Source organism: Aquimarina sp. U1-2 (assembly GCF_017897595.1).
Taxonomy (GTDB): Bacteria; Bacteroidota; Bacteroidia; order Flavobacteriales; family Flavobacteriaceae; genus Aquimarina.
Window position 1 is genome coordinate 71,653 of sequence record NZ_JAGKIK010000011.1, and the last position, 23,939, is coordinate 95,591.

General features: G+C 36.8%; 18 protein-coding genes. 9 read left to right on the forward strand and 9 right to left on the reverse strand.

From position 1 onward, the window contains the following. Window positions 1-2: 2 nt before the first annotated feature. Window positions 3-512 carry an acyl-CoA thioesterase gene (locus J8281_RS14115; protein ID WP_210198286.1) on the reverse strand — a complete coding sequence of 170 codons (510 nt, stop codon included), beginning with the start codon at window positions 510-512 and terminating at the stop codon, window positions 3-5. 403 nt (window positions 513-915) lie between these two features. Beyond that, window positions 916-1,926, reverse strand: a complete 1,011-nt coding sequence (locus J8281_RS14120) for an SPOR domain-containing protein (RefSeq protein WP_210198287.1) — start codon at window positions 1,924-1,926, stop codon at window positions 916-918. Window positions 1,927-2,075: 149 nt separating this feature from the next. On the opposite strand from J8281_RS14120, the gene dprA reads away from it, so the two are divergent. After that, on the forward strand, window positions 2,076-3,179 hold the full coding sequence (gene dprA, locus J8281_RS14125) for a DNA-processing protein DprA (RefSeq protein ID WP_210198341.1): 1,104 nt from the start codon (window positions 2,076-2,078) through the stop codon (window positions 3,177-3,179). 105 nt (window positions 3,180-3,284) lie between these two features. Here dprA and J8281_RS14130 read toward each other — a convergent pair whose 3' ends face one another. From J8281_RS14130 to J8281_RS14140, 3 genes are all read right to left on the reverse strand, one after another. After that, on the reverse strand, window positions 3,285-4,388 hold the full coding sequence (locus tag J8281_RS14130; protein ID WP_210198288.1) for a glycoside hydrolase family 3 N-terminal domain-containing protein: 1,104 nt from the start codon (window positions 4,386-4,388) through the stop codon (window positions 3,285-3,287). A 26-nt stretch (window positions 4,389-4,414) separates the two neighbouring features. Next, complete coding sequence (locus J8281_RS14135; RefSeq protein WP_210198289.1) at window positions 4,415-5,728, reverse strand: rhodanese-like domain-containing protein; 1,314 nt, start codon at window positions 5,726-5,728, stop codon at window positions 4,415-4,417. A 304-nt stretch (window positions 5,729-6,032) separates the two neighbouring features. Beyond that, complete coding sequence (locus J8281_RS14140; protein ID WP_210198290.1) at window positions 6,033-7,028, reverse strand: NAD(P)H-dependent glycerol-3-phosphate dehydrogenase; 996 nt, start codon at window positions 7,026-7,028, stop codon at window positions 6,033-6,035. A gap of 126 nt (window positions 7,029-7,154) precedes the next feature. On the opposite strand from J8281_RS14140, the gene J8281_RS14145 reads away from it, so the two are divergent. The 4 genes from J8281_RS14145 to J8281_RS14160 all read left to right on the forward strand — a co-directional run bounded on the left by J8281_RS14145 (window position 7,155) and on the right by J8281_RS14160 (window position 15,118). Then, window positions 7,155-8,087: a nicotinic acid mononucleotide adenyltransferase gene (locus J8281_RS14145; RefSeq protein ID WP_210198291.1), complete on the forward strand. Its 933-nt coding sequence runs from the start codon at window positions 7,155-7,157 to the stop codon at window positions 8,085-8,087. Window positions 8,088-8,521: 434 nt separating this feature from the next. Continuing rightward, the gene (locus tag J8281_RS14150) at window positions 8,522-9,064 is read left to right on the forward strand and encodes a 3-hydroxyanthranilate 3,4-dioxygenase (RefSeq protein ID WP_210198292.1); all 543 of its coding nucleotides are present in this window, start codon (window positions 8,522-8,524) and stop codon (window positions 9,062-9,064) included. A 424-nt stretch (window positions 9,065-9,488) separates the two neighbouring features. Beyond that, on the forward strand, window positions 9,489-11,042 hold the full coding sequence (locus J8281_RS14155; protein ID WP_210198293.1) for an aldehyde dehydrogenase family protein: 1,554 nt from the start codon (window positions 9,489-9,491) through the stop codon (window positions 11,040-11,042). 353 nt (window positions 11,043-11,395) lie between these two features. Then, complete coding sequence (locus J8281_RS14160) at window positions 11,396-15,118, forward strand: T9SS type A sorting domain-containing protein (protein WP_210198294.1); 3,723 nt, start codon at window positions 11,396-11,398, stop codon at window positions 15,116-15,118. A 347-nt stretch (window positions 15,119-15,465) separates the two neighbouring features. On the opposite strand, the gene J8281_RS14165 is transcribed toward J8281_RS14160, so the two are convergent. The 4 genes from J8281_RS14165 to J8281_RS14180 form a co-directional block, all read right to left on the reverse strand. Continuing rightward, entirely contained in the window at window positions 15,466-15,648 is a 183-nt protein-coding gene (locus J8281_RS14165; protein ID WP_210198295.1) for a hypothetical protein, read from the reverse strand. Between the two features lie 290 nt (window positions 15,649-15,938). Further along, complete coding sequence (locus J8281_RS14170; protein WP_210198296.1) at window positions 15,939-16,667, reverse strand: metallophosphoesterase family protein; 729 nt, start codon at window positions 16,665-16,667, stop codon at window positions 15,939-15,941. Window positions 16,668-16,734: 67 nt separating this feature from the next. Further along, window positions 16,735-17,871 carry an ATP-binding protein gene (locus J8281_RS14175; protein WP_210198297.1) on the reverse strand — a complete coding sequence of 379 codons (1,137 nt, stop codon included), beginning with the start codon at window positions 17,869-17,871 and terminating at the stop codon, window positions 16,735-16,737. 101 nt (window positions 17,872-17,972) lie between these two features. Continuing rightward, the gene (locus tag J8281_RS14180; protein ID WP_210198298.1) at window positions 17,973-18,722 is read right to left on the reverse strand and encodes an SDR family NAD(P)-dependent oxidoreductase; all 750 of its coding nucleotides are present in this window, start codon (window positions 18,720-18,722) and stop codon (window positions 17,973-17,975) included. 525 nt (window positions 18,723-19,247) lie between these two features. Between J8281_RS14180 and J8281_RS14185 the strand changes: the two genes are divergently transcribed. The 4 genes from J8281_RS14185 to J8281_RS14200 all read left to right on the forward strand — a co-directional run bounded on the left by J8281_RS14185 (window position 19,248) and on the right by J8281_RS14200 (window position 23,882). After that, window positions 19,248-20,249: a MoxR family ATPase gene (locus J8281_RS14185; RefSeq protein WP_210198299.1), complete on the forward strand. Its 1,002-nt coding sequence runs from the start codon at window positions 19,248-19,250 to the stop codon at window positions 20,247-20,249. A gap of 87 nt (window positions 20,250-20,336) precedes the next feature. Then, window positions 20,337-21,203 carry a DUF58 domain-containing protein gene (locus J8281_RS14190; RefSeq protein ID WP_210198300.1) on the forward strand — a complete coding sequence of 289 codons (867 nt, stop codon included), beginning with the start codon at window positions 20,337-20,339 and terminating at the stop codon, window positions 21,201-21,203. A gap of 13 nt (window positions 21,204-21,216) precedes the next feature. After that, window positions 21,217-22,875 carry a DUF4381 domain-containing protein gene (locus tag J8281_RS14195; RefSeq protein WP_210198301.1) on the forward strand — a complete coding sequence of 553 codons (1,659 nt, stop codon included), beginning with the start codon at window positions 21,217-21,219 and terminating at the stop codon, window positions 22,873-22,875. Between the two features lie 2 nt (window positions 22,876-22,877). Beyond that, window positions 22,878-23,882 (forward strand): VWA domain-containing protein, encoded by a 1,005-nt coding sequence (locus J8281_RS14200; protein WP_210198302.1) that lies wholly within the window; start codon window positions 22,878-22,880, stop codon window positions 23,880-23,882. The last annotated feature ends 57 nt before the right edge of the window (window positions 23,883-23,939 follow it).

Consider the following 23,939-nt stretch of genomic DNA (forward strand, 5'->3'; position numbering starts at 1 on the left):
TCTTAGACAAACAATGCTTTTAACTCGGTAGCATCATCGGGTTTCATTTTTCCGGCCAGTACCAAACTTAATTGCTTGCGTCTTAATGCAGCATCATATCGCTCCTTTTCAAGATCGGTTTGTGGTTCGATAGGCGGTACCACGACAGGATTTCCTGATTCATTTACAGCAACAAACGTATAGATAGCTTCATTAGCTTTGGTTTTATCACCACTTTGGCGATCTTCTACCCACACATCTATATATACTTCCATCGATGAAGTAAATGCCCGCGATACTTTTGCCTCTACGGTGACCACACTACCTAGCGGGATCGCTTTATTAAAAGCTACATGGTTTACAGAGGCAGTCACTACAACTCTTCTCGAATGTCTACCGGCGGCAATACCCGCAGCTCGATCCATGCGGGCTAGTAATTCACCACCAAATAGATTGTTCAAAGAATTAGTTTCTCCGGTCAAAACAAAATCAGTAAGTGTAGCAAGAGATTCTGAAGGGTATCTGGCATTCATAGTAAATTAAATTTTTAGCAAAGATAAATTACGTATACAGAAGTAGTACTATATGAACTTGTAAAAATAAAGGCTGACACAGATGACTATATTGTCAATTTAGCATAGATTTTATCTAAAATTTGCTATACTCCCTAAAAAAGGAAAAGAAGTACGAAAATAGTATGAAGTTAATCGGATTTCTTTAGTAAAAGAATAATTTTTAAACCCGCTTTATGCATTAGAATTTCGTTATGAGGTTTGAAAATACCACGACAAAGCATTGCTTTGGGCGAGACGCAGCGTTGGTTGTATTTTCTAAGTTTCAGCATAGCCATAGCTACGGTGAAACTTAAAATACAACGTAGTGCTTGGTTTTGCAGCAGTTTGAAGTCGTAATAGATTTTCTAATGCATAAAGCGGGTTAAAGTTCCTGAACCAACAACCAGGCTCTTGGGCTTTCTTCTTTTTTAATACGTCGAAGTGCTTCTAGGGCTTCAATTCTATCGTTATAGCTTTGATACACGACTTGATGAAGACCGTATTTGTTCACACCGATAAGAAAAGCATCAAAGCCTGCAGTTTTGAGTTTACGAACCTTCTTGTCTGCATTTGATTTGATTCTAAAAGCACCTGCAACAATATGATATTTTCCAGATATCGACTTCGTTGTATTGGCATGTTTTTTGACTGGGTTTTCTTCCGCGTTTTCTTCTTTTGTGATGTTTAATGTAATTACCGGCAATGGATTAGTAATTTCGAAGGTAGCTTCCTGAATTCTATTCTCGATTTCGGCATTTGCTTTTTCCCATTCGATATTGTTATGGCTTATGGTATGATTACTTACTTGTTTCAACCCAAAAAAACCTCCTACTCCAAAAATGATGGCAGCGACAGCAGCATATTGTAAATAAGGGCGGTCTTTACGTTTTTCTGGAGTAAATATTAGGGGAACAGTCTCTTCAAGGCTTTCAACTTCTTTTTTATAGACCTCGCGCATTATTGTACTTTCCGTTTTAACCACGGGAGAAACGAAACTATGCAGTCCAAAGGCTTCTGTAAGATAGTTGACGCTTTCTTGAGGTTCAAATTGTATCGTATCTTCTAATGAGGTAAAAAATGCTCCAATATTAGCAAGCTCAAGTCGTTCACCTTTGGCCATTTTTTCGGTAAGAGATACTACATATCGCTGGATTTTGGCTAAGGCATCTGTATACGATATCGATTCTGCCGAAGCTATATAATTCGCCAATAATCCATCGTTATTTTTTAATTGGCTATTAAAAGATATACACTTTTTAGGAGGGAAAAACGAGTGTGTATCTTCATGTATTTCTGCAGGTTTTCTCCTTGTTAAAAAGGCACCAAATCCCGGTAATATGACGCACTCATATCGGTACAATAATTCGCTAATATATGTTGCTGTGTTATTCATTATCCCCTTGCTTTGATAGATGCTGTGAAGTGTAATCTATGAATCGAATCAAAGGTAACAAAAATTGAAAATCATAATAATTTTGCGCTGTGAATTTATTAACAGGTTTGTATTTTTTTCGTTTCTTGCAACAATATACGTATTATGATATGACGGTTGATAGGCTTATTGCATTACTTCGACTACAAAGAGTTGCAAATTTAGGAGATAGTTCTATAAAAAAATTGATTCGAGAGGTTGGCTCTGCTGAAGGAGTTCTTGCTGAAAATCCAAAAAACTTACTCAAAATTGACGGTATAGGCATAGCTAAAGTTAAAGATCTTCATAATCCTGATCATGAAAAGGACGCAAGGCATGAATTACGATTTATAGAAGATAATAACATAAGTTATTGGGCATATGACCATCCTGATTATCCCGAAAAACTAAAGCATTGTATTGATAGCCCCATTTTATTATTTGGTTCTGGAAATATAGCATTACACCATAAAAAAATTATAAGTATAGTTGGTACGAGAAAAATAACCAATTATGGCGTCCGATTTTGTGAAGAATTAATCGAGGCTCTTGTGCCTGTTGATCCGGTTATCATTTCTGGCTTTGCGTATGGTGTGGATATTACCGCGCAACGAGCTGCCGTTAAACATGGGCTGCAAACTATAGGATGTTTGGCTCACGGCCTTAATCAAATTTATCCAAAAGCCCATAAAAAGTATGTGGCTCAAATAAAAGAAAACGGAGGCTTTTTTACAGATTTTTGGAGCACTGATACTTTTGACCGTAAAAATTTTTTAGCACGAAATCGTATTATCGCCGGCCTTAGTGAAGCAACGATAGTTATCGAAAGTGCTGATAAAGGAGGATCATTAGTAACTGCCGATATCGCACATTCGTATCACCGCGAAGTATTTGCAGTGCCGGGCAGAGCTCATGATCCACTAAGTAAAGGATGCAATATGTTGATCAAAACACAAAAAGCGCACATGCTTACCGATGCCGCTGACGTAATGTATATGCTCAACTGGGATTTACAAGAAAAACAACCGGCAACCGTGCAAAAGAAGTTATTCGTCGAATTACAAGGTGACGAGAAAACGATCTATAACTTTTTACAGCAGAATGGTAAAGAATTATTAGATGTTATTGCCCTACAATGCCAAATACCGACCTTTAAAGTTGCTTCTACTTTGCTTGCTATGGAACTTAAAGGAGTCGTTAAACCTCTGCCAGGAAAATTATTTGAGGTAGTCTAAGTGATAATCATCTAAAATTCTGGCCTGTTGGCTGATAACACTTTAGAATGTCATTAACCCGGTTTATTGGCACCGCCAAAGAGTATACTACCTCGAGGTAGTTTACTACACATCTAAAATTCCGGCACAAATCTTAAGTCGCAAAATTTTCTTAATCGATGCCACAACCTGCTTATGATAATCGGAATCGTTGCTCATCGCTGTTAAAATAGCATCCATTGTTTTTTTCTCGTCTTGAGGCATCAGGATCATATCACAGCCTGCTTTTGAAGCTAGCAAGGGAGCATTATCCAAAATAGTAACAGCTTTCATAATATTAAGCGCATCAGAAACTACGATACCTTCAAAACACATCCCATCTTTTAAAAGATCTGTTATGATTCTTCTAGAGCAACTTGCCGGTAAACCATCGGTTCCGAAAATTTCGTTGTTAACTACGGTGATATGTGCGATCATAATTGAAAGCACTCCTTCGTCAATTACAGGAGCATAGTTATTTACTTCCTGCAAAGCTCCGTCAATATAAACACTTTGTTTATGCGTATCTCCTTTTACTAGTCCATGACCCGGAAAATGTTTTGCCGTAGCAATAATTCCACCTTCTTGTGTACACTCTATAAAACGATTTGCTAAATTAATTACAGAATCTTTGTGATTACCATAACTGCGGGATTTGATAGCTTCATTACCCGGACTAATATCCAAAACCGGTGCAAAATTATGGTGCACCCCAATTTGTTTAAGTTCTTCATTAATAGTGTGCACCACAGCATCAGACTGAGCGTATGTTTTAATAGCAATAGTCTCGCCTACGTCTTGAGCACCCTTGATTCTGCTGGCAAATAAACTTGGCTCTGCGTCCATGCTAAATATAAGAGGTAGCGTACTGTTTTTTTCTGAAATGAGATTCAGCTCATCAATCGTTTTGGTATGTTCTTTTTTACTTCCTTTTAGAAAAACCACACCTCCAATAATGGTGTCTTTAACCAGTTTTTTAATCTTAGCCTTCGGTTTTCCTAACTCTCCGGTACAACTGATGATCATTTGCGCTACCTTCTGCCGATCTGAAAGGGTATTAAAAACAGAGTCTACTTTACATTTCAAATTAGGATTATCAGAAAAGAAATCCTCTAAGTTGTAGGCAGCATGTTGAGAAAAAAGAGGAGCTGCGCTGTAGAGCGTAGCTAATAAAAAGAAAATCTTTTTCATATATAGGTAAAAATAAAAAATGATAATTAACAAGTAATAGGCACTCCATCTAATTGCCCCCATTCACTCCATGAGCCGTCATATACCGCTGTTTGTTGATATCCCGCTAATGCTGCGGCCAACAAAATGATACAGGCAGTAATTCCTGATCCGCATGTAAAAAGTATCATTTTGTTTTCAATACCAAGATCTGTAAAAATCTCTTGTAATTCTTTTACAGGAAGCATTTTACCATTTCTAAGAACTGTCGTATAGGGTAAATTTATAGAGGTTGGGATATGGCCTCTTTTTAGATCTTCTCTAGGTTCTGGCACTTTGGCCAAAAACCTGTCTTCAGACCTTGCGTCGATAATAGCAGTATTTTCATGACCAATTGCTTTAAGGATTTCTTTTGAGGAAACCACAAGATCAGGTTGATATAGCGCTCTAAAATTACCTCGTTTACGTTGTACAGGTCTAGTTTCAACAATAGAAGGCAGTTGTGCATATTTCCAGGCAGGGAGTCCCCCGTCGAGTACGGCTACGTCTTTGTGCCCCATTGCTTTAAACATCCACCAAACTCTTGGACTAGAGTATATGCCTAATTGATCATATACCACTATTTTATGATGCGTTTGAATGCCTAAGGTTCGACATGCTTTTTCAAAAAATGCTGCAGAAGGTAACATATTAGGTAAATCGCTGCTCATATCTGAAAATGTATTTTTGATATCAAAAAAAAGTGCGTTTTTAATTTTTACATTAGAAAGAGGTGCATTGGCTGAAGCAATTTTTTTAATAGTTGCATCCAGAATAATTAAATCGGGATCATCCAGATGATCAGACAACCATTGCACACTAACGAGAGGTGTTTTAATCCCTGCAGATCTTTGGATAGTTGATGTTGGTTTTACGATGTATTTATCTAACAATAGCGCAGAGCGATGTTGTAATTTTTTTTTAAAATATAACGTTCCTCCCAGTGCTTTTCCTTTCCAGCCCATGGCTTGTGCTGCCCATCTTTTTAAGCTAAAATGATCGGTATGTTTACTAATTTTCCCTTCTTTAAACTCAAAAGTTGCACGCACTTTATTTAGAACAGGACGTTGTTTGGGACCAAATGAATATCGGGCTTCCCAATATACAGAAGCCGTATCTCCATCAATAGTAATGTCTCTATATTTCGCAGTAAGATCTTTTCCATGTTCGCAAAGCCAATACCATACTTTTCTGGCGTGTTCTGGCGATAATGTGCCAAAGATAGGGTCTTCAAAAATTATATCTTCATGATAGCACGCCATCATAGCATCAACATCATGCTCATTTAAAGCGGTAAAAAAAGTAGTAATAAGCTCTTTCATCTGTTTATATTTTTTGTTTTTTAGTTGTCAGATGGAATCGCCACTTAATCATATCGGTGGGTATCATCCTCTTGGTTATGGCTTATTTCATAGCATAATGTATAACATTCAAATTAAGATATAGTTACCAAATTTAGGTCTAGATTTTTCTTCAGAACAACGTAGCTGTCGAAAAATAAGCATTATCTTTTTTGAAGCATCTGTATTTTCGTTAAAATACCCTTAATGGATAGAAAATCTAAGAAAGTCAATGTTCCCAATACCTATGAATACAATATGTTTCGGGTCAAGTCAAGAGTAGCGCCTAATCTAACTTTTCTGCTAATTTTTTAAAAACTTTCTTAGGGTTTTTATTTTCATAAAGAATATCATGAACGGCATCTATTATTGGCGTTCTAGCACTTTTTGTGGCTTTCATTTCATAGGCAGTTTTGGCGGCATAATACCCTTCGGCAATCATGTTCATTTCCATTTGGGCACTTTTAACAGTATACCCTTTACCGATCATATTACCAAACATACGATTACGAGAAAAAATTGAATATCCGGTAACTAATAAATCTCCTAAGTAAGCCGAATTATTGATGTTACGTTTCATTTTGTGCACTTTTTTGATAAAACGCTTCATTTCGCGAATGGCATTGCTCATCAAAACACTTTGAAAATTATCACCATATCCTAATCCGTGTGCAATACCCGCAGCTACCGAGTAAATGTTCTTAAGTACCGCGGCATACTCTGTACCAATAATATCATCACTGGTTTTACACTTTATGTAATCGCTACTTAGATGTTTTGCCATTATTTTGGCTTTTTCTTCATCATGAGAGGCAATGGTCAAGTACGAGAGACGCTCAAGGGCGACTTCCTCGGCATGACAAGGTCCTGTAATCACTCCTATATTATCATAAGGAATGGTATACGCATCATGAAAATGTTCGCCAACAATCAGACCTGTTTCAGGAACAATACCTTTAATTGCCGAAAAGATGATCTTGTCCTGTATGGATTCGGTAAGTTTCTCTAATTCGGTATGCAAAAATGCCGAGGGGATGGCAAATATCAAATAATCGGCATAAGCCACAGCCTCATTAATATCGTTGGTAAGTCTTAACTGTTCTAGTTTGAACTCTACCGAACTCAGGTAATTAGGATTGTGCTCTTGTCTTTTTAAATGTTCTAGAGCATACACACTTCTCATATACCAACCCACTTCGGTTACGTTTTCGGTAAGCATTTTTACGATAGCTGTAGCCCAGCTTCCTCCTCCAAGCACCGCAAATTTTAATTGTTTTTCCATTCAAAAAAGTTGTAGGCTTCAAAAGTAAGTAAAATTGATTTCAAATTAAAAAACTGATTATCAGTTTATTATAATTTTGGCATATGTTTTGGTTCTTTCCTAATGAAATTAGAAAATACATAGCTTATGAAGATATTCAAATTACTTTCGGTTATTTTATTTGGATCTACGCTACTTAGTTCTTGTGTGGCAGAGGTGATTGTAGAAGAAGATGTTTATATTGAAGAACCTGTGGGTATTAATCTTAATGCCCTTTTACGAACCTATGAAATTTGGTATGTCGATATTGAGCGTACACAAGGTAATGGCGAAATTCCGTTTTTGCAAAAGGCATTTACCATCTCTTTTAGAAACGGGACATTTTTTGCTAACAATAATCTTGTTGGAATGGGAAGTAATGGAAACGGGTTTGGATTGGATGTAGGTTTTTATGAAACCATTGGATCAAGGGTTACCATAGATCATGATATCGATGGAAGATATCCGCTTGAGGTTTTACAGCGGTCAAACAACCAAATAGAATTGTTTGATGCGCTCACCAATACGAGTTACTTTTTAATTGGATACCAAAGAAATACTTTCGACTATGACCGTGTATTTTATGATAACATTCATTATTTTCTTCAAGAATATAGGGTTTGGGAAAAAATTTATACGAGTGAATTTGGTGCGTTAAACGAATTTGATAATGAAAATTACTTGACATTCGAATATTTTGGAGCTGGCGAAAACTTTAAGAGTTCTCAAGATCAAAATGGGCTTCCTATAGCTGATATTTTTTATGATTATACCGGCTTTTATGAAGTTAATAATATCCTTAATGTGTTTGATAGGAAAACTTTAACACTTAGTTACGATTACCTGGGCAATGAATTCTTCGAATTATCCGTTATCAATGATAGTACTATAGAACTGTTTCATCCGGCTTCAGAAACGATATATGAATTTGAAGGTAGAGGGCGTATACAGTTCAAAAGTTCAGAGCAAGGAAAACCTACTCAGAACGAAACGAAACGATATAAAAAAGCCGATTTCCTAAAGCTTCAAAATGAAAAGTAAGGATCGCGCTAAACATATGTAACTTTTTGGTTGGTTATTTAGTTGGGAATCGCTCTACAGGAGAAATCTTGTCGGGGCGATTTCTTTTTAATGAGACTCTTGGTTTACGGATACAATGAATTAAACCAAGTTAGTCGAATTAATCCCGAACCTGTTTCGAGATCTCTTCAATTTTAGCTTGAGCCAAATTAAACCCGGATTATGTATTAGAATGTCGTTATGAGGTTTGAAAATACCATAAAACCAAGTATTTTCTAAGTTTCAGCATAGCACCGCTACGGTGACACTTAAAAATATAACGTAGTGCTTGGTTTTGCAGTAGTTTCAAGCCGTAATAGATCTTGTAATGCATAATCCGGGTTAGAGGCTCAAAGAAAGAGGTTATAACATTTTCCATTCATTTCCGTACTTTTATACTTCTTAAAAATTAATGTATGGCAATTCAAAAACCATTCAATCTAAAGCAATGGATTGATGAAAATAGAGATACTTTAAAACCACCTGTTGGAAACAAAAATTTATACAAAGAAGCCGGTGATTATATTGTTATGATCGTAGCGGGTCCAAATGCCAGAAAAGATTATCATTACAACGAGACTGAAGAACTTTTTTATCAGCTAGAAGGGAATATAGAGGTTCATGTTCAGGAAGATGGCAAAAAGAAAACAATGCAATTAGGCCCTGGCGATATGTATCTGCACCCTGCAAAAGTACCACACTCTCCGGTTCGACATGAAGGATCTATTGGTTTGGTTATCGAGAGAAAGCGAGTAGATCTCGAAGCCGAAGATGGTTTATTATGGTTTTGTGATCATTGCAATCATAAATTGCATGAAGTGTATTTCAAATTACATGATATCGAAAAAGACTTCCTAAAGCATTTTAAGCATTTTTATGGAAGCAAAAACTTAAGAACCTGCAATAATTGCGGAACCGTAATGCCCGCCGACGCCAGATTTGTTTCTGAAGAAGCGTAAGGCCAATTTGATTCAGAAAATGAATTTTTACCGAAAATTTGATACTATTGAAAGGTATTGCATTAAAAATTATAGAGGTCAGTAAAAAAATTTTACGATGTTTAATTCATCATATTGATTTTCAGTAATTTAAAAATTAATCAATTATAGCTATTTTAGACATCCTATTAAAATTCTAATTAGTAATTTAACTGATATAAATAAACATCCATCCCTTTTCCAGCGCTCTACTTCGCCTGTCGCTACCGCGCCATCGTATTCAAAGGGAGGAGAGCAAAGTCCCTCTTTGAAGAGGGATTTAGGGAGGTGTTAACTTGCTGAATTTCATAATAATACGAATTACGACAATGATAGCATAAGGAGCTACTATTTAATATATCTGCAAAACGCAGTATCTTTACCCTTTCAAAAAGTAATAAATAATATGGCAGCAGCAATAGCAGATTTCGGAATTCAGGAAGCCTTAAAACAATTAGGTATTTTGGATCAAAATAAAGGAACTTCAACAGGATCAAATTGGTTTTCTAATAAGGAGGCAATAGACTCACACTCTCCAGTAGATGGCGAATTAATAGGGAAGGTAGAAACTACATCAAAAGAAGATTATGAACAAGTTATCCAAACAGCTGCTAAAGCTTTCACTTCCTGGAGAGTAATACCCGCTCCGCAGCGAGGAGAAGTTGTTCGACAATTCGGAGAAGAACTTCGTCGATTAAAAAAACCTTTAGGTAAATTGGTCTCTTACGAAATGGGAAAATCCTATCAAGAAGGATTAGGAGAGGTGCAAGAAATGATAGATATATGCGACTTTGCCGTAGGTTTATCACGGCAATTACATGGATTTACAATGCACTCAGAACGACCAGGGCATAGAATGTACGAGCAGTATCATCCCCTGGGCATCGTAGGGATAATTTCAGCGTTTAATTTTCCGGTAGCCGTTTGGGCATGGAATACAGCTTTAGCTTGGATTTGCGGCGATGTTTGTGTATGGAAGCCTAGTGAGAAAACGCCACTTTGCGGGATCGCTTGCCAACATATAATCGCAAACGTACTAAAGCAAAATAATTTACCAGAAGGGATATCATGTCTAATTAATGGGGATTATAAAGTAGGTCAATTGCTCACAACCGATAAAAGAGTACCTCTAATTTCGGCAACCGGTTCAACACGCATGGGTAAACTGGTGGCCGCAACCGTAGGGGAACGTTTGGGAAAATCCTTACTCGAATTGGGTGGTAATAATGCGATAATTGTAACTCCCGATGCCGATATCAAAATGACGGTAATTGGAGCTGTCTTTGGTGCGGTAGGCACTGCAGGACAACGATGCACATCTACTAGAAGATTGATCATTCACGAATCCATTTATGATAAAGTAAAAAATGCCATCGTCGATGCCTACAAGCAATTGAAAATTGGCAATCCCCTTGATGAAAATAATCACGTAGGGCCATTAATTGACAAAGATGCGGTGCAAGGATATCAAACTGCACTCGAGAAAGTGGTTCAAGAGGGAGGAACCATGGTAGTAGAAGGAGGAGTACTTTCTGGTGAAGGGTATGAAAGTGGTTGTTATGTTAAACCAGCTATAGCCGAAGCCAAAAACTCTTTTGACATTGTACAGCATGAAACCTTTGCTCCAGTTTTATACCTTTTAAAGTACAATGGTGAAATTGAAAATGCGATCGACATCCAAAATGGAGTAGCTCAAGGTTTATCTTCTGCAATAATGACCAACAATCTACGTGAAGCAGAACTCTTTCTCTCGCATGCAGGTTCAGACTGTGGAATTGCTAATGTGAATATAGGAACCTCTGGAGCAGAAATCGGAGGTGCTTTTGGAGGAGAAAAAGAGACGGGCGGGGGGCGCGAATCAGGTTCAGATGCCTGGAAAGTCTATATGCGTCGCCAAACTAATACTATTAATTACACTACAGAATTACCACTGGCACAAGGTATTAAATTTGATTTATGATGAGTATTGCGTGAATGTATATTTGCTAAATCAAAACTAGCAATTGCTCATAATTACCCAAAAAGATAACGGTGTATATGTATCGATAAAAGAGTAACAATTCTATAAATAGATGATGAATTTGAATACATTTCTTAAATATTGTGCTAAACTGAAGATTTAACATTAATTTAATGTACCGAGTAATGCTTTCATTTTAGTCTGCAATGCCCAAATAATACTGGGTTTTTAGAAAACTGATCATTTTAATAGATTATGGTATAGATAATAAATTCTTAAATTTCCTTAAATTTTAAGAAAAAATGTGCAAATTTTAAGTTAGATTTGCGAATTACTCACAAATCAGCTTAAAAATGAAAACATTTTTATTTTATTCCAAACGCTTAGTTTGGGGGATAGTTATGTTGGGAGCTATCACGACGACCAATGCCCAACAACCTGGTCTTAAAACCAAAGCAAATAAGCTTAACGGCCGACAGATTTATCATCAATCCAAAATTTATGATAATAGTGTAAAAGGCAATGCAAAAAAATCCAAAGTAGAAAGAATTATGGAGGATATTGAGGCTAGGGAAAGATATGAGTTCCAGAGACTCAAGAACCCTTCTTCGAATCAAATTCCTTCAGGGATTAGAGATGCAGAGCTTAAATTTTCAAGTAAAATTGCTACGGGCAACGATTCTAAAAATGCAATCGCTACGGCAGCAAAATCTTCAAAGGCACGTCGTTTTTCATATTGGGAAAACAGAGGTCCATTTAACGTAGGAGGTCGAACCAGAGCACTGGCTATTGATCGTACCAATGAGAATATAATTCTTGCGGGTGGCGTATCTGGAGGGTTATGGCGTTCTACAGATGCTGGTCAAACATGGAGAAAAGTAACCAATCGCAGACAATCTCCTAGTATTACTTGTATTGTACAAGACCCAAGACCAGGACAAGAACGTGTTTGGTACTACGGGACAGGAGAACGTTTTGGAAACTCTGCCAGCGAAGGTGGTGCCTTTTTTAGAGGTACGGGAGTTTTTAAATCGGTTAATGGCGGTAGAACATGGAGGCTTCTAGAGTCTACCGATGACGGCGCCGTAGGAAGTACCTCTCCTTTCGACATTATCAATTCTATTGTTATAGATCCAACTAATGGTGACGTATATTTGGGTACAATTAATGGGGTACAAAGATCTCAAGATGGTGGCGCGACTTTTCAAGAAGTTTTAGCAAGCGGCTTTCTAGGAACTGTTGAGGTTGCAGTGACTCCCACAGGGCAACTTTATGCTACCATTAGAAGCGATGCAGCATCAAATCCGGGATTCTTCACATCTAGCGACGGTAATGAGTGGACAAATATTACACCAGAATTTTTACCTGCAACAATCGGAAGAACAGTAATGGAAATCGATCCTTCTGACGAAAGTAAAGTAGTTTTCTTTGCACAGAATTTAGGACCTGAAGGACCGGCTTTTTTATTGAAGTATGACGCAAACGCCAGTACTCCAGAAGAAACATGGACTGACTTAAGTGCAAATTTACCGACTACCATTGGTGGACCGGTAGGTAACCTAAACCTTCAAGGAGGTTATAATATGGTAGTTGAAATAAGTCCTGCCGATTCAAACTTAATGTTTGTAGGAGGGACTAATTTATACAGATCTACTACTGGATTTACAACACCAGCATTACAAGATAGTTGGGTGGCAGGGTACTCACCAATAAATGATGTAAGTACCTATCCCGATCAACATCCCGATCAGCATGCATTGGTTTTTTATCCTTCTAACCCTAATAAAGTATTAACCGGTAGTGATGGCGGTGTTGCGGTTACAGAAGATATTACAACTTCCCTTTTAGAGTTCGAGCCGGTAGACTGGATTTCTTTAAACCAAGGGTATTTAACTACTCAGCCATATCATGTTTCTTTTGATCCTGAAGCAAATAGTGATGATTTATTAGCTGGTTTCCAAGATAATAGTACTTGGTATACCAACTCTACCGATCCAAAAGCAACTTGGGTAAACCAATTTGGAGGAGACGGTTCTTACAGCGCAATAGCAGACGGAGGCAGAACACGATATGTATCTTCACAAAGAGGTCGTGTACACCGATTAAATTTTGATGAGGCAGGAGAGTTAATTTCTTATGCCAGAGTACAACCCGCAGGAGCTTCAGATTTTGACTTTATCGCACCTTTCATTTTGGATGCTAATAATGATAATATCATGTATATGCCTGCAGGTAATAGAATCTGGAGAAATAATAATTTAGATGAAATACCTTTTATCGCAAATGACGGTAGTACAAGTGTTTTTGCAGGAGCTCCTACGACAGTAAACTGGGTTAATCTTCCTCAAACTGATACGCCATCTGGATTTATTACGTCATTAGATGTTTCGACCTACCCTGTAGCGAATAGATTATACTATGGTTCTAGTGAAGGTGGAATATTTAAGATGGATAATGCTAATATTGATGGTCAAGAGGTGATCGATATATCATCGGGTAAAGGACTTCCAGAAGGAGGATATGTTAACGATATCAATGTAGACGAATCAAACTCAGACCGTGTTATTGTAAGTTATTCAAACTACGGTATTATTAGTCTTTTCCTTACGGAAAACGGAGGTGAAACTTGGACAAATATCAGTGGGAATCTTGAAGAAAACCCTGACGGAAGTGGAAACGGTCCTTCGGTAAGAAGTAGTGCATTTTTAGGAGGTAGTCAAGGATTTTTGGGTTCACGCCTACAAAAAGTATACGTAGCAACTAGTACGGGGTTATATTATACCAATAGATTAAATGGAGAAAGAACGCGTTGGATTAAAGAACCTTTTGCCATAGGAAATGCTGTAACAGATGAAGTGAGAACTCGTAAAGATGGATTTATCGCTGTTGCTGCACATGGAAATGGACTTTTTAGTGCGCGATTCCCAATAATTAACGAATTACCTGAGTCATCATTGAGTGTAGCGTATTTATTACCTGATCTTTTAGTTGCAGAGAATAGCGAGGATATCGAAGTAGATATTACTGATTTGTTTGTACAGACCAATAGTAATCCTATCGATATTGATTTTACGAATTCTAATCCCGAATTGGTAACTGCAACTTTAAATGGGAATACCATCACACTTTCTATTGCTCCAGATAGCAAAGGTCAGGCTACAATTGGTCTTGTTGCTACCTCTGGAGAAGAGCAAGTAGCTGAAGGTTTTACTATTAACGTTTCAGAATTGGCTATTTACCAACAAAATTCAGGTTCGGTATCTTCATTACCTTCTCAATTTTTTACAGATTTTGGAGGGCTAGCACAATCTGCAGATGATTTTACAATTCCCGAAGGAGCTTCTTGGACCATCGATAGAATCGTAGCGTTTGGTGGTGCCAATAATGCACCTGCCTTAACAAGTGCGACAATTGTGATTTACGAAGACAATAATGGTACACCAGGTGCAGAAGTATACAGTAGCGGACAAATTGCTCCGATTTCTGAGCCAAATGATGTGAACTTGAACTTGTTATTACCAGAGGCTATTGTTGTTGAAAGCGGAACGTACTGGTTAAGTGTATATGCAAATCTAGCTTTCAATCCAGCGCAAACGCAATGGTTTTGGGCATCTCAAAACGGAGGTATAGGATTAGAGCCTCAGTTTAAAGATGATCTTAATTTATTTGGAACCGGAGCTGTAGACTGGACACCAGTATCTGAAGCTTTTGGAAGAGATCCACTTGATCAAGTATTCCAGGTTTTTGGTGATGTGAACGATTCTGGATCCGGAGTTCCTGAAGAAGAAGCTGGTTTGAAAGAGCCTCTAACCACATTAGAAGGAAAAATGAGTGGTCTGGTATTTCCAAACCCTTCAACAAATAGCTTCACATTCAATTTTAATAATCTTAAAGTACCCAATAAAGTAGATATCAAAATATTTGATATCGCTGGTAACATGGTTTATCAAGAATCAGGATTAGACTCGAGTTCTGGTACGTCTTATTGGGATGCATCAGCTATGACGCCAGGATTTTATTTTGCCAAGATCACTAGCGATTCTTTTTCTGCCAATGTAAAACTGGTAAAAAGATAAGCAATTATTATATGTAAATTTTATAGAAAGGAGTTGATTTTGTCAACTCCTTTTTACTTTGAAATCGTGAATAAATTAGCAGGAATAGCCATACGAGTGGCATTGTTTTCTTGTAACACTAAATCAATTGGTATTGCCTAAGAAAAGAAACAACCACTCTAAAAAATAAAAGCGACGTTTATACCGATAGACCATTTTTTGGTGACTCTAGAGACAAAAGAAGAACTGATTTTGATAAAACTAAGTAGCTTTAAGAATAATAAGAACTAATGATATAGTAAGATAGAAGAAAGTAATAAAAGCAATAGCCCTTTTCAAAATACTGAAAAGGGCTATTGTATACTGTTTTATTCATCATAACGGTCGTCTGGAGAACCTTTATAGTAGCAAACACCTCCGTAAATGAAACATGCAAGTTCATTATACGGTGGACAAATGGCATGCGCATAACAATTAACAGGTCTTCCCCCTTTAATAGATTTTTTTTGCTTGGCGTCTAAAATAGTACCAATAGATTTTAAATTTTCCATACATATATGATTTGTATAGGCTTCTGCATGAAACTTTTACATACTCCGCCTAAGGTTAAAAGATAATTTAAGATACAAACTTATTTAGGAAAAAAGAACTTCAATAATTAAAAAAACAGGTAAGTTTTTAAGAATATCCGTAATTTAACCTAAACGGTTTGCGTCAAGCTGAACTCGTTTCAGCTTCTCATCTCAATGTACTGAAAATGAACTTAATGAGATCCTAAAATGAATTCAGGATGACTCCTCAGTTAAATTTTAGGTATAATAACAGACAATCAATTAAGTTTTTAATTTCTACCTTTTTCATCAGGATATAGTTTAAACACAGGATCACTTTGCCAATAGGTTTTTGTGTCAGTGTCTAGTATGGTTAAGGGACCTTGAAATGCGGCACCGGTATCAATATTCCAAACGCATGCAGCATTAACAGGGGTGGTTTTCCCAATTCGGGTTACTGGAGTATGCCCGATGTATATTTCATCAAATAACAATAGTCTTTTTGGGTATTTAAGATCAGATTTTGTAAGTTGGGTATCTAGCGATAGCGCAGTTTCCCATAACGTTCTATCCCAGTAGAATAATTTGCTAAAATATTCTTTTTCTGGCCCGTGTAAATTGGTAAATCCTGCGTGTAAGAAAAGTCGGTTTTGTGGGTCTATGTGATAATCCAAAAGATGTTCATAAAATTTTTTATGCAATTTTATTTCCTCAGGAGATAATTTCGAATATGAATCTATAGTTGTTTGTCCGCCGTGTTTAAGCCATTCAGGATTATACGTATTTTCATTAAGCCACTTGTAACAAAGTTCGTCGTGGTTTCCTCTTATAAAGATACAATGCTGTTTTTCTTTAAGTGCAATCAAATATGAAATCAAGGGCGCACTTTGGCTCCATCCATCGACATAGTCACCCAAAAAAATTAACGTATCATCTGGTGTCACTTTTGCCTTTTCAAATACTTGTTGTAATGCTTTAAGCGCACCGTGAATATCCCCAATTACTAAAGTTCTGCCCATTTAATTTTCAATTTATTAAAAACTTAGTCCTTTACATATAGCTATATGGTTAATCAGCCTATTATATTTAGCTATACCTTACTTTTCTCAATATGCGTATGCTTTCTTTATAAGATGAATATACTTCGTTATCATAGTTTTTTAAAATCGTTTTGGCTTCTTCTAGTTTTTCTATTGCATCGCTAAAATCGTTAAAGTAACACAAAAGATAGGTAGCCGGAAGATTACGTATATCTTTTTTTTCAGTAACGGTCAAATGAGTTTTGCGCTTCAATTTTTCTAGCAAGGTATTATTACTATTGTATAGATGATACAATGTTTTGCGATCAAATTGTGGGGGCTCAAAAAGAAGTTTACTATCAATATCATAGCGTGCATTATCTTTAAAGGTAATAACGACTTCTTCCAAGGGGTAATAGGTATACTTGTCCTGCAAACCTAATTGTACGTACTCAATAATTTTAAATTGATCTTCAGAAATAGTAATACGTACTTCATCTAATTCAGAATAGAAAAGTTTTACATGTTCGTTGATCAATTCGATATCTACTCTAGAAAAGTAGATATCATCATTTTGTCTTTTTTCTTTGGCCGCCCAGCATACCACAAAATATTCTTTAAATACTTTATAATTGGGATTGTAATCTTTTCTAGAGGTCATGAAATCGAAAACTCCGTCTAGTGTAAGTTCTATATTGTTTTGCGCATGGCTTTCGATCGAACTTACGATTTCAGAATTGGTATCTTTAATTTCGATATCAAAAACTTTTGGCATACTTATACTGCCATCTCTTAGAAATACGGTGCCTCCATAATATTTCCAGATATTTTTGCGCAGTGCGCATAGCTTACCTTCCAGGGATCGAATGGAGACTAGCCCTACAACTTTATCACTTGGTAAATGAGGGAAGGGAATATTTTCATAAGCAACCAGAGGAGGATTATCTAAATATGCATTGACTAGATTTTGGATTTTACTGTCGTCAAAAAAATCGGTTCCCACGATTTGATTATCTTCATCCTCGACACCAATTACGATGTACGAATTGTTCTTAGGATTAGAATTTGCGAGAGCGCAGATGTGTTTTAAGAATTTGGCTTTACCTTCTTTTTCACCAATATTGAGTTTACGCTTTTTATCATAAAAACTATTTTCGTCATTATGGGCTAGAAGATTTTTAATAAGAAGCCGTTTATTGATCATTCTCTTTCCAAATACCAAAGGTTAGATTCTCCCATATAAACTTAGCCAAAAAAATTGGGTCGACCATGTAGAGAGAATAAAGAAATTAAACCAGTTCATCATCAACTTTTTTTAACTATGGTACTACTGGCTTGTGCAGTAGGAAACACGATCAAATCGGCAATATTAACGTGATACGGTCTTGTAACTACAAAAGCAATAATATCGGCAATATCCTGTGCTGTTAATGGGTCGAAGCCTTTGTATACCTCATCAGCTCGCCTGTCATCTCCTTTAAAACGTATACTACTAAATTCAGTTTCTACAAGTCCGGGATGTATGGCACCTACTTTGATGTCATAGGGATTAAGATCTATCTGCATACTTTTATTGATTGCATCTACGGCATGTTTACTTGCACAATACACATTTCCGTTGGGGTATACTTCTTTTCCCGCAATAGAACCGATATTAATGATATGTCCTGATTTTTGAGCTATCATCTTAGGCATAATAGCTTTAGAAACATATAAAAGTCCCTTTACATTACTATCAATCATGGCGTCCCAATCGTCGATACTTCCTGTTTGTATCGGGTCTAAACCATGAGCATTACCTGCATTGTTAATCAATATATCTATAGTAGCGAATGCTTCAGGTAAGTTTTTGATCATATCAAACACCTGTTCTTTTTCTCGTACATCAAAACAAAGTGTATGCACTGCTACTTTTGTGTTCAATTCATTGGCAAGACGCTCCAATCGCTCTTGCCTTCTTCCGCAAATAATGAGATTGATATGATGTTCTGCGAATACTTTCGCAGTTGCTTTTCCAATTCCGCTAGTGGCTCCGGTAATTAATGCTGTTTTCATCTGTTTGTATTTTTTGTTTTTCATTTGTCAGATGGAATCGCCATATAATCATATCGGTGGGTATCATCCTCATGGTTATGGCTTATTTCATACGTTTAAATCTTTTTAATTGTTTTTGAAAACGAAATAATTAAAAAATTGAGAACGTATGTAACCGCTACGCTCTCACATTAAAAATTTTAAATCCTGCACTCTACCTGGCTTGTTCGCTAAAAATGCTTACCAAATATTTTTTTAACGCTCCACCCTGTAAAGTAACTTTTAAAATTTATTACTATTCGTTTCATTGCTACAAATTTTTATATGCAACACTGTATGATATGCTCCGTCTTTGTAAGGCCATCATCAACAAAATGATGAGCACGCTTGTGTTTATACCGAGCATAATGAAGTTTAAATATACTGTAAAAATTGGGCATTTACGGGGTACATTTAACCAAGAATTAACAAGATGATGAAAAATATTTTAACAATTTGCATTGCTGAATAAGTAATATTAAATTCACGCTTTTAAAAATTACATAGATGGAAGAAAACAGTTCTATTGATATTGCTTCAATCAACCAGAAAATAGAGAAAGAATCTGCTTTTGTAGATTTACTTACCCTAGAAATGAATAAGGTTATTGTAGGCCAAAAACATATGGTAGAGCGTCTGCTTATTGGCTTACTGGGACAAGGACATATTTTACTCGAAGGGGTCCCTGGACTTGCAAAAACACTTGCGATTAATACCCTGGCCAAGGCAGTACAAGGTAGTTTTAGCCGAATACAATTTACACCAGATCTGTTACCCGCAGATGTAGTAGGTACCCTAATTTTTAATATGAAGGAGAATGACTTCTCCATTAAAAAAGGACCTATTTTCGCAAATTTTGTGTTGGCAGATGAAATTAACCGTGCTCCTGCAAAAGTACAAAGTGCGTTGCTAGAGGCCATGCAAGAAAAACAGGTAACCATAGGCGATGAGACATTCGTACTAGACAAACCATTTTTGGTAATGGCAACACAAAACCCTGTAGAGCAAGAGGGAACGTATCCTTTGCCAGAAGCACAAGTCGATCGATTTATGTTGAAAACCGTAATCGATTATCCCAAATTAGACGAAGAGCAATTGATTGTGCGAGCGAATCTGAAAGGGTCTTTTGAGCAAGTAAATCCCGTAGTGTCTTTAGAGCAGATTTTAAATGCGCAAAAAGCAGTTAGGGAAGTGTATATGGATGAAAAAATTGAAAAATATATATTGGATATCATTTTTGCGACGCGTTATCCCGAAAAATATGGTCTCGAAGAGCTTAAGCCATTAATCAATTTTGGAGCTTCACCTCGTGGTAGTATTAACTTGGCAACTGCTTCAAAATGTTATGCATTTATTAGAAGAAGGGGTTATGTTATTCCTGAAGACGTTCGAGCCATTGTTCATGATGTATTGCGTCATCGTATTGGGATCACATATGAAGCCGAAGCCGAAAACGTGACGTCTGTTGATATTATTAACAAAATCGTCAATGAGATTGAAGTACCTTAATAGTTTATTGTTTGAGGTTTAGGGTTTTAAGTGAGTTAAACTTGAAACTTAAAACTTTTGCAAAGCAAATAAACTTGAAACCAAACAATGGATACCAAAGAGTTACTAAAGAAAGTTCGCAAGATCGAAATAAAAACACGTCGCTTAAGCGACCATATTTTTGGAGGAGAATATCATTCTACCTTCAAAGGTCGTGGTATGACTTTTAGCGAAGTGCGACAATATCAATTTGGAGACGACGTGCGTACGATTGACTGGAACGTTACCGCACGATACAATGAGCCTTATATTAAAGTATTTGAAGAAGAACGCGAGCTTACCATGATGTTAATGGTCGATGTGTCGGGTTCTCAATTTTTTGGCACGCAGCAACAATTCAAGAAAGAAATCATTACCGAAATTGCTGCAACATTGGCTTTTTCAGCTACACAAAACAATGATAAAATTGGATTGATATTATTTACAGATGGGATAGAACTCTTTATTCCGCCTAAAAAAGGAAGATCTCACGTGCTTAGAATCATTAGAGAATTACTAGAGTTCGAACCTAAAAGCAAAAAGACCGATATCACAGAGGCGCTAAAATTTTTATCGAACGTGATGAAGAAAAAAGCGATCGTCTTTATACTGTCAGATTTTATAGCTGATGATTACCAGCAAACCCTTAAAATAGTTGGTGGCAAGCACGATGTAACTGGTATTAGAATATATGACCAGCGAGAAGAGAAGATCCCGAATCTGGGAATGGTGCATATGGAAGATGAAGAAACCGGAGAGCTCATGTTGGTCAATACGAGCTCAAAAAAAACTCGAATCGAGTATACCAAGTATTATCAGGATCGAGTACACTACTTTAAAGATAGTTTTAACCGAAGCGGTGCAGGTTCATTAAGCAGCAGAGTAGACGAAAGCTACGTAAAAAAATTATTAGGCTATTTTAAAAGAAGAGGCTAATAAAGAACTACAAATGAAGAATTACGAATTACAAAGAATAAAAATAAGAAATTCGATTCCCCCTTTGAAGGGGGTTAGGGGGATGTTGCTGATATCCTTCTTGTTGCTTTTTGTTGAAATGAGTTTTGCTCAAGTCTCTGCCACCATAGATTCGACATCTATTCAAATTGGAGAAGAGATTCGCTATAAAGTGCAAGTTGAAGCAGATGCTTCTCAAATTGTAGTTTTTCCAGAGGGGCAAACATTTACCCCACTCGAAGTTATTGAATCTTACAAAATCGATACGGTAAAAAAAGCTGAGATACTCGCACTTACCAAAGAATACGCTTTAACTCAGTTTGATTCTGGCAGGTATGTTATACCTCAACAAAAGGTGCGTATTGGCGATCGGGTATTGTATACAGATTCATTAACGGTTGAAGTACGAGATGTGCCGGTAGATACGACCCAACAAAAAATGTTCGAAATTAAGCCCTTGGTAGATGTTGATGCCTCCTCTTTTAACTGGAGAGCATATATTTGGTGGATTATCATTCCTGTACTTTTATTAGGATTGATCGCTTTTTTTGTATTTAGGAAGAAGAAAAAGAAAAAAAAGAAAGAAGAGGAACTCCCCCCTTACGAAAGAGCGATGCTAGCACTTAAACGTATCGACGAATCTCATTTGCTGGAAAAAGAATCGCATAAAGAGTATTACTCACAATTAAGTGAGACCGCGCGTCGGTATATTGATGAAGAAGTTTATGACCATGCTCTCGAAAGTACGACCGACGAACTGATCATTCGACTAGATGAAGAGATTAAATCGGGGTCGCTTGATCTTGATAGGCAAACTATAGAAGAACTTAAGAACGTACTCAAAACAGCCGATATGGCTAAGTTTGCCAGATCAAAACCAGATGTAGGCACAGCAAAAGCAGACAGAAATGTAATAGAACGTGTTATTACACAAACCAAAGAAGCCATTCCTGAACCTACTGAAGAAGAATTATTAGCCGATGAGGAGTATCGAAGAATAGTTGCCGAAAAAAAGCGAAGAAAAAAAATTATTATTGGCAGTCTTGCCGCAGTTGCCGTAGTAGCAATTACCCTCATTGCTTTTATAGCTATTAAAGGATATGACCTGGTTAAAGATACGCTACTGGGTCACCCTACCAAAGAGTTGGCAGAGTCAGAATGGATTACTAGTGCTTATGGTGCGCCACCGGTTACTATTTCTACGCCAAAGGTATTGCTGCGAAATAACTTCAAATTGACCGAAGAACAAAAGCAGGTGCTCAAAGGCAATGAAACTTTTGTCTATGGCAGCTTGCTTGGTGATTTCTACATTTCAGTAAGTACGGTAAGTTTCAATCAAAAAACTGAAATGGATCTCGAAAAAGCAGTAGAGGGCGCTATCGGAGGTATGGAGTCTCAAGGAGCCAAAAATATAACGTTTAAAACAGATAAATATCAAACCTTGGGAGGTGCCGACGGACTTAAAGTCTACGGCAGTATGGAAAAAGAAAATCCGCTATCCAAAAAGATGCAAAAGGGAGATTATTTCATGTTGAACTTTGCTGAAAAAGGCGGTTTCCAACAAATTATGGTCGTCTATAATTCAGACGATCGGTATGCAAAAGATATTGCAGAACGTATTATTAATTCTGTAGAACTTAGAAATGCCAAATAATCATGTTTGAAAATTTTACATTTGAAAATCCACAATTTTTCTGGTTGTTTTTATTGCTACCATTAGCGATCACATGGTTTATATGGAAACGTAATACGCAACAGGCAGAATTAAAGATGTCGAGTTTACAGGGATTTAAAGTATCTGGCAATTGGCTGGCCAAGCTAAAACCGTTATTGTTTATACTTAGAATTTTGGCGATGTCACTTATTATTACGGCATTAGCAAGACCCAGAACCGTAGATGTTTCTACCAAAACGAAGACCACCAAAGGGATTGATATTATTATGGCCATAGATGTGTCTGCAAGTATGTTAGCCAAAGACCTTCGACCTAATCGATTAGAAGCCTTAAAAGAAGTCGCTGCAGAATTCGTAAAAGGAAGACCTAGCGATCGTATAGGATTAGTCGTGTATGCCGGTGAAAGTTTTACCAAAACCCCGATTACCAGCGACAAATCTATTGTGCTTAGTAGTATGAAGGATATAAAGTATGATAACGTTCTGGAAAACGGTACCGCAATTGGAATGGGTCTGGCAACAGCTGTAAATCGATTAAAAGAAAGCAAAGCTAAAAGTAAAGTTATTATTTTATTGACCGATGGTTCTAATAATGCAGGGTTTATTGATCCTAAAATTGCTTCAGAATTGGCAGTAGAATACGGCATCAAAACATATACCATTGGTTTAGGAACAAATGGCATGGCTCTTGCTCCTGTGGCCATACTTCCCAACGGATCGTTTCAATATGGAAGAGTGCAGGTAGAGATTGACGAAGATTTACTTAAAGAAATCGCAAAAGCAACAGGGGGTAAGTATTTCAGGGCTACAAATAATAAAAAATTAGAAGAGATCTATCAAGAAATTGATAAATTGGAAAAAACAGATATCGAAGAATTTAAATTCTATAATTATGAAGAAAAGTTTAGATCATTCGTCTTGCTGGCGGGAGTATTGATCTTTTTCGAATTTCTATTACGATATACTGTGTTTAGAAGTTTTATATGATATCAAATTATAAAGGTTCCATAATTAAAACATAGGCTATCAACTACAAACTATAGA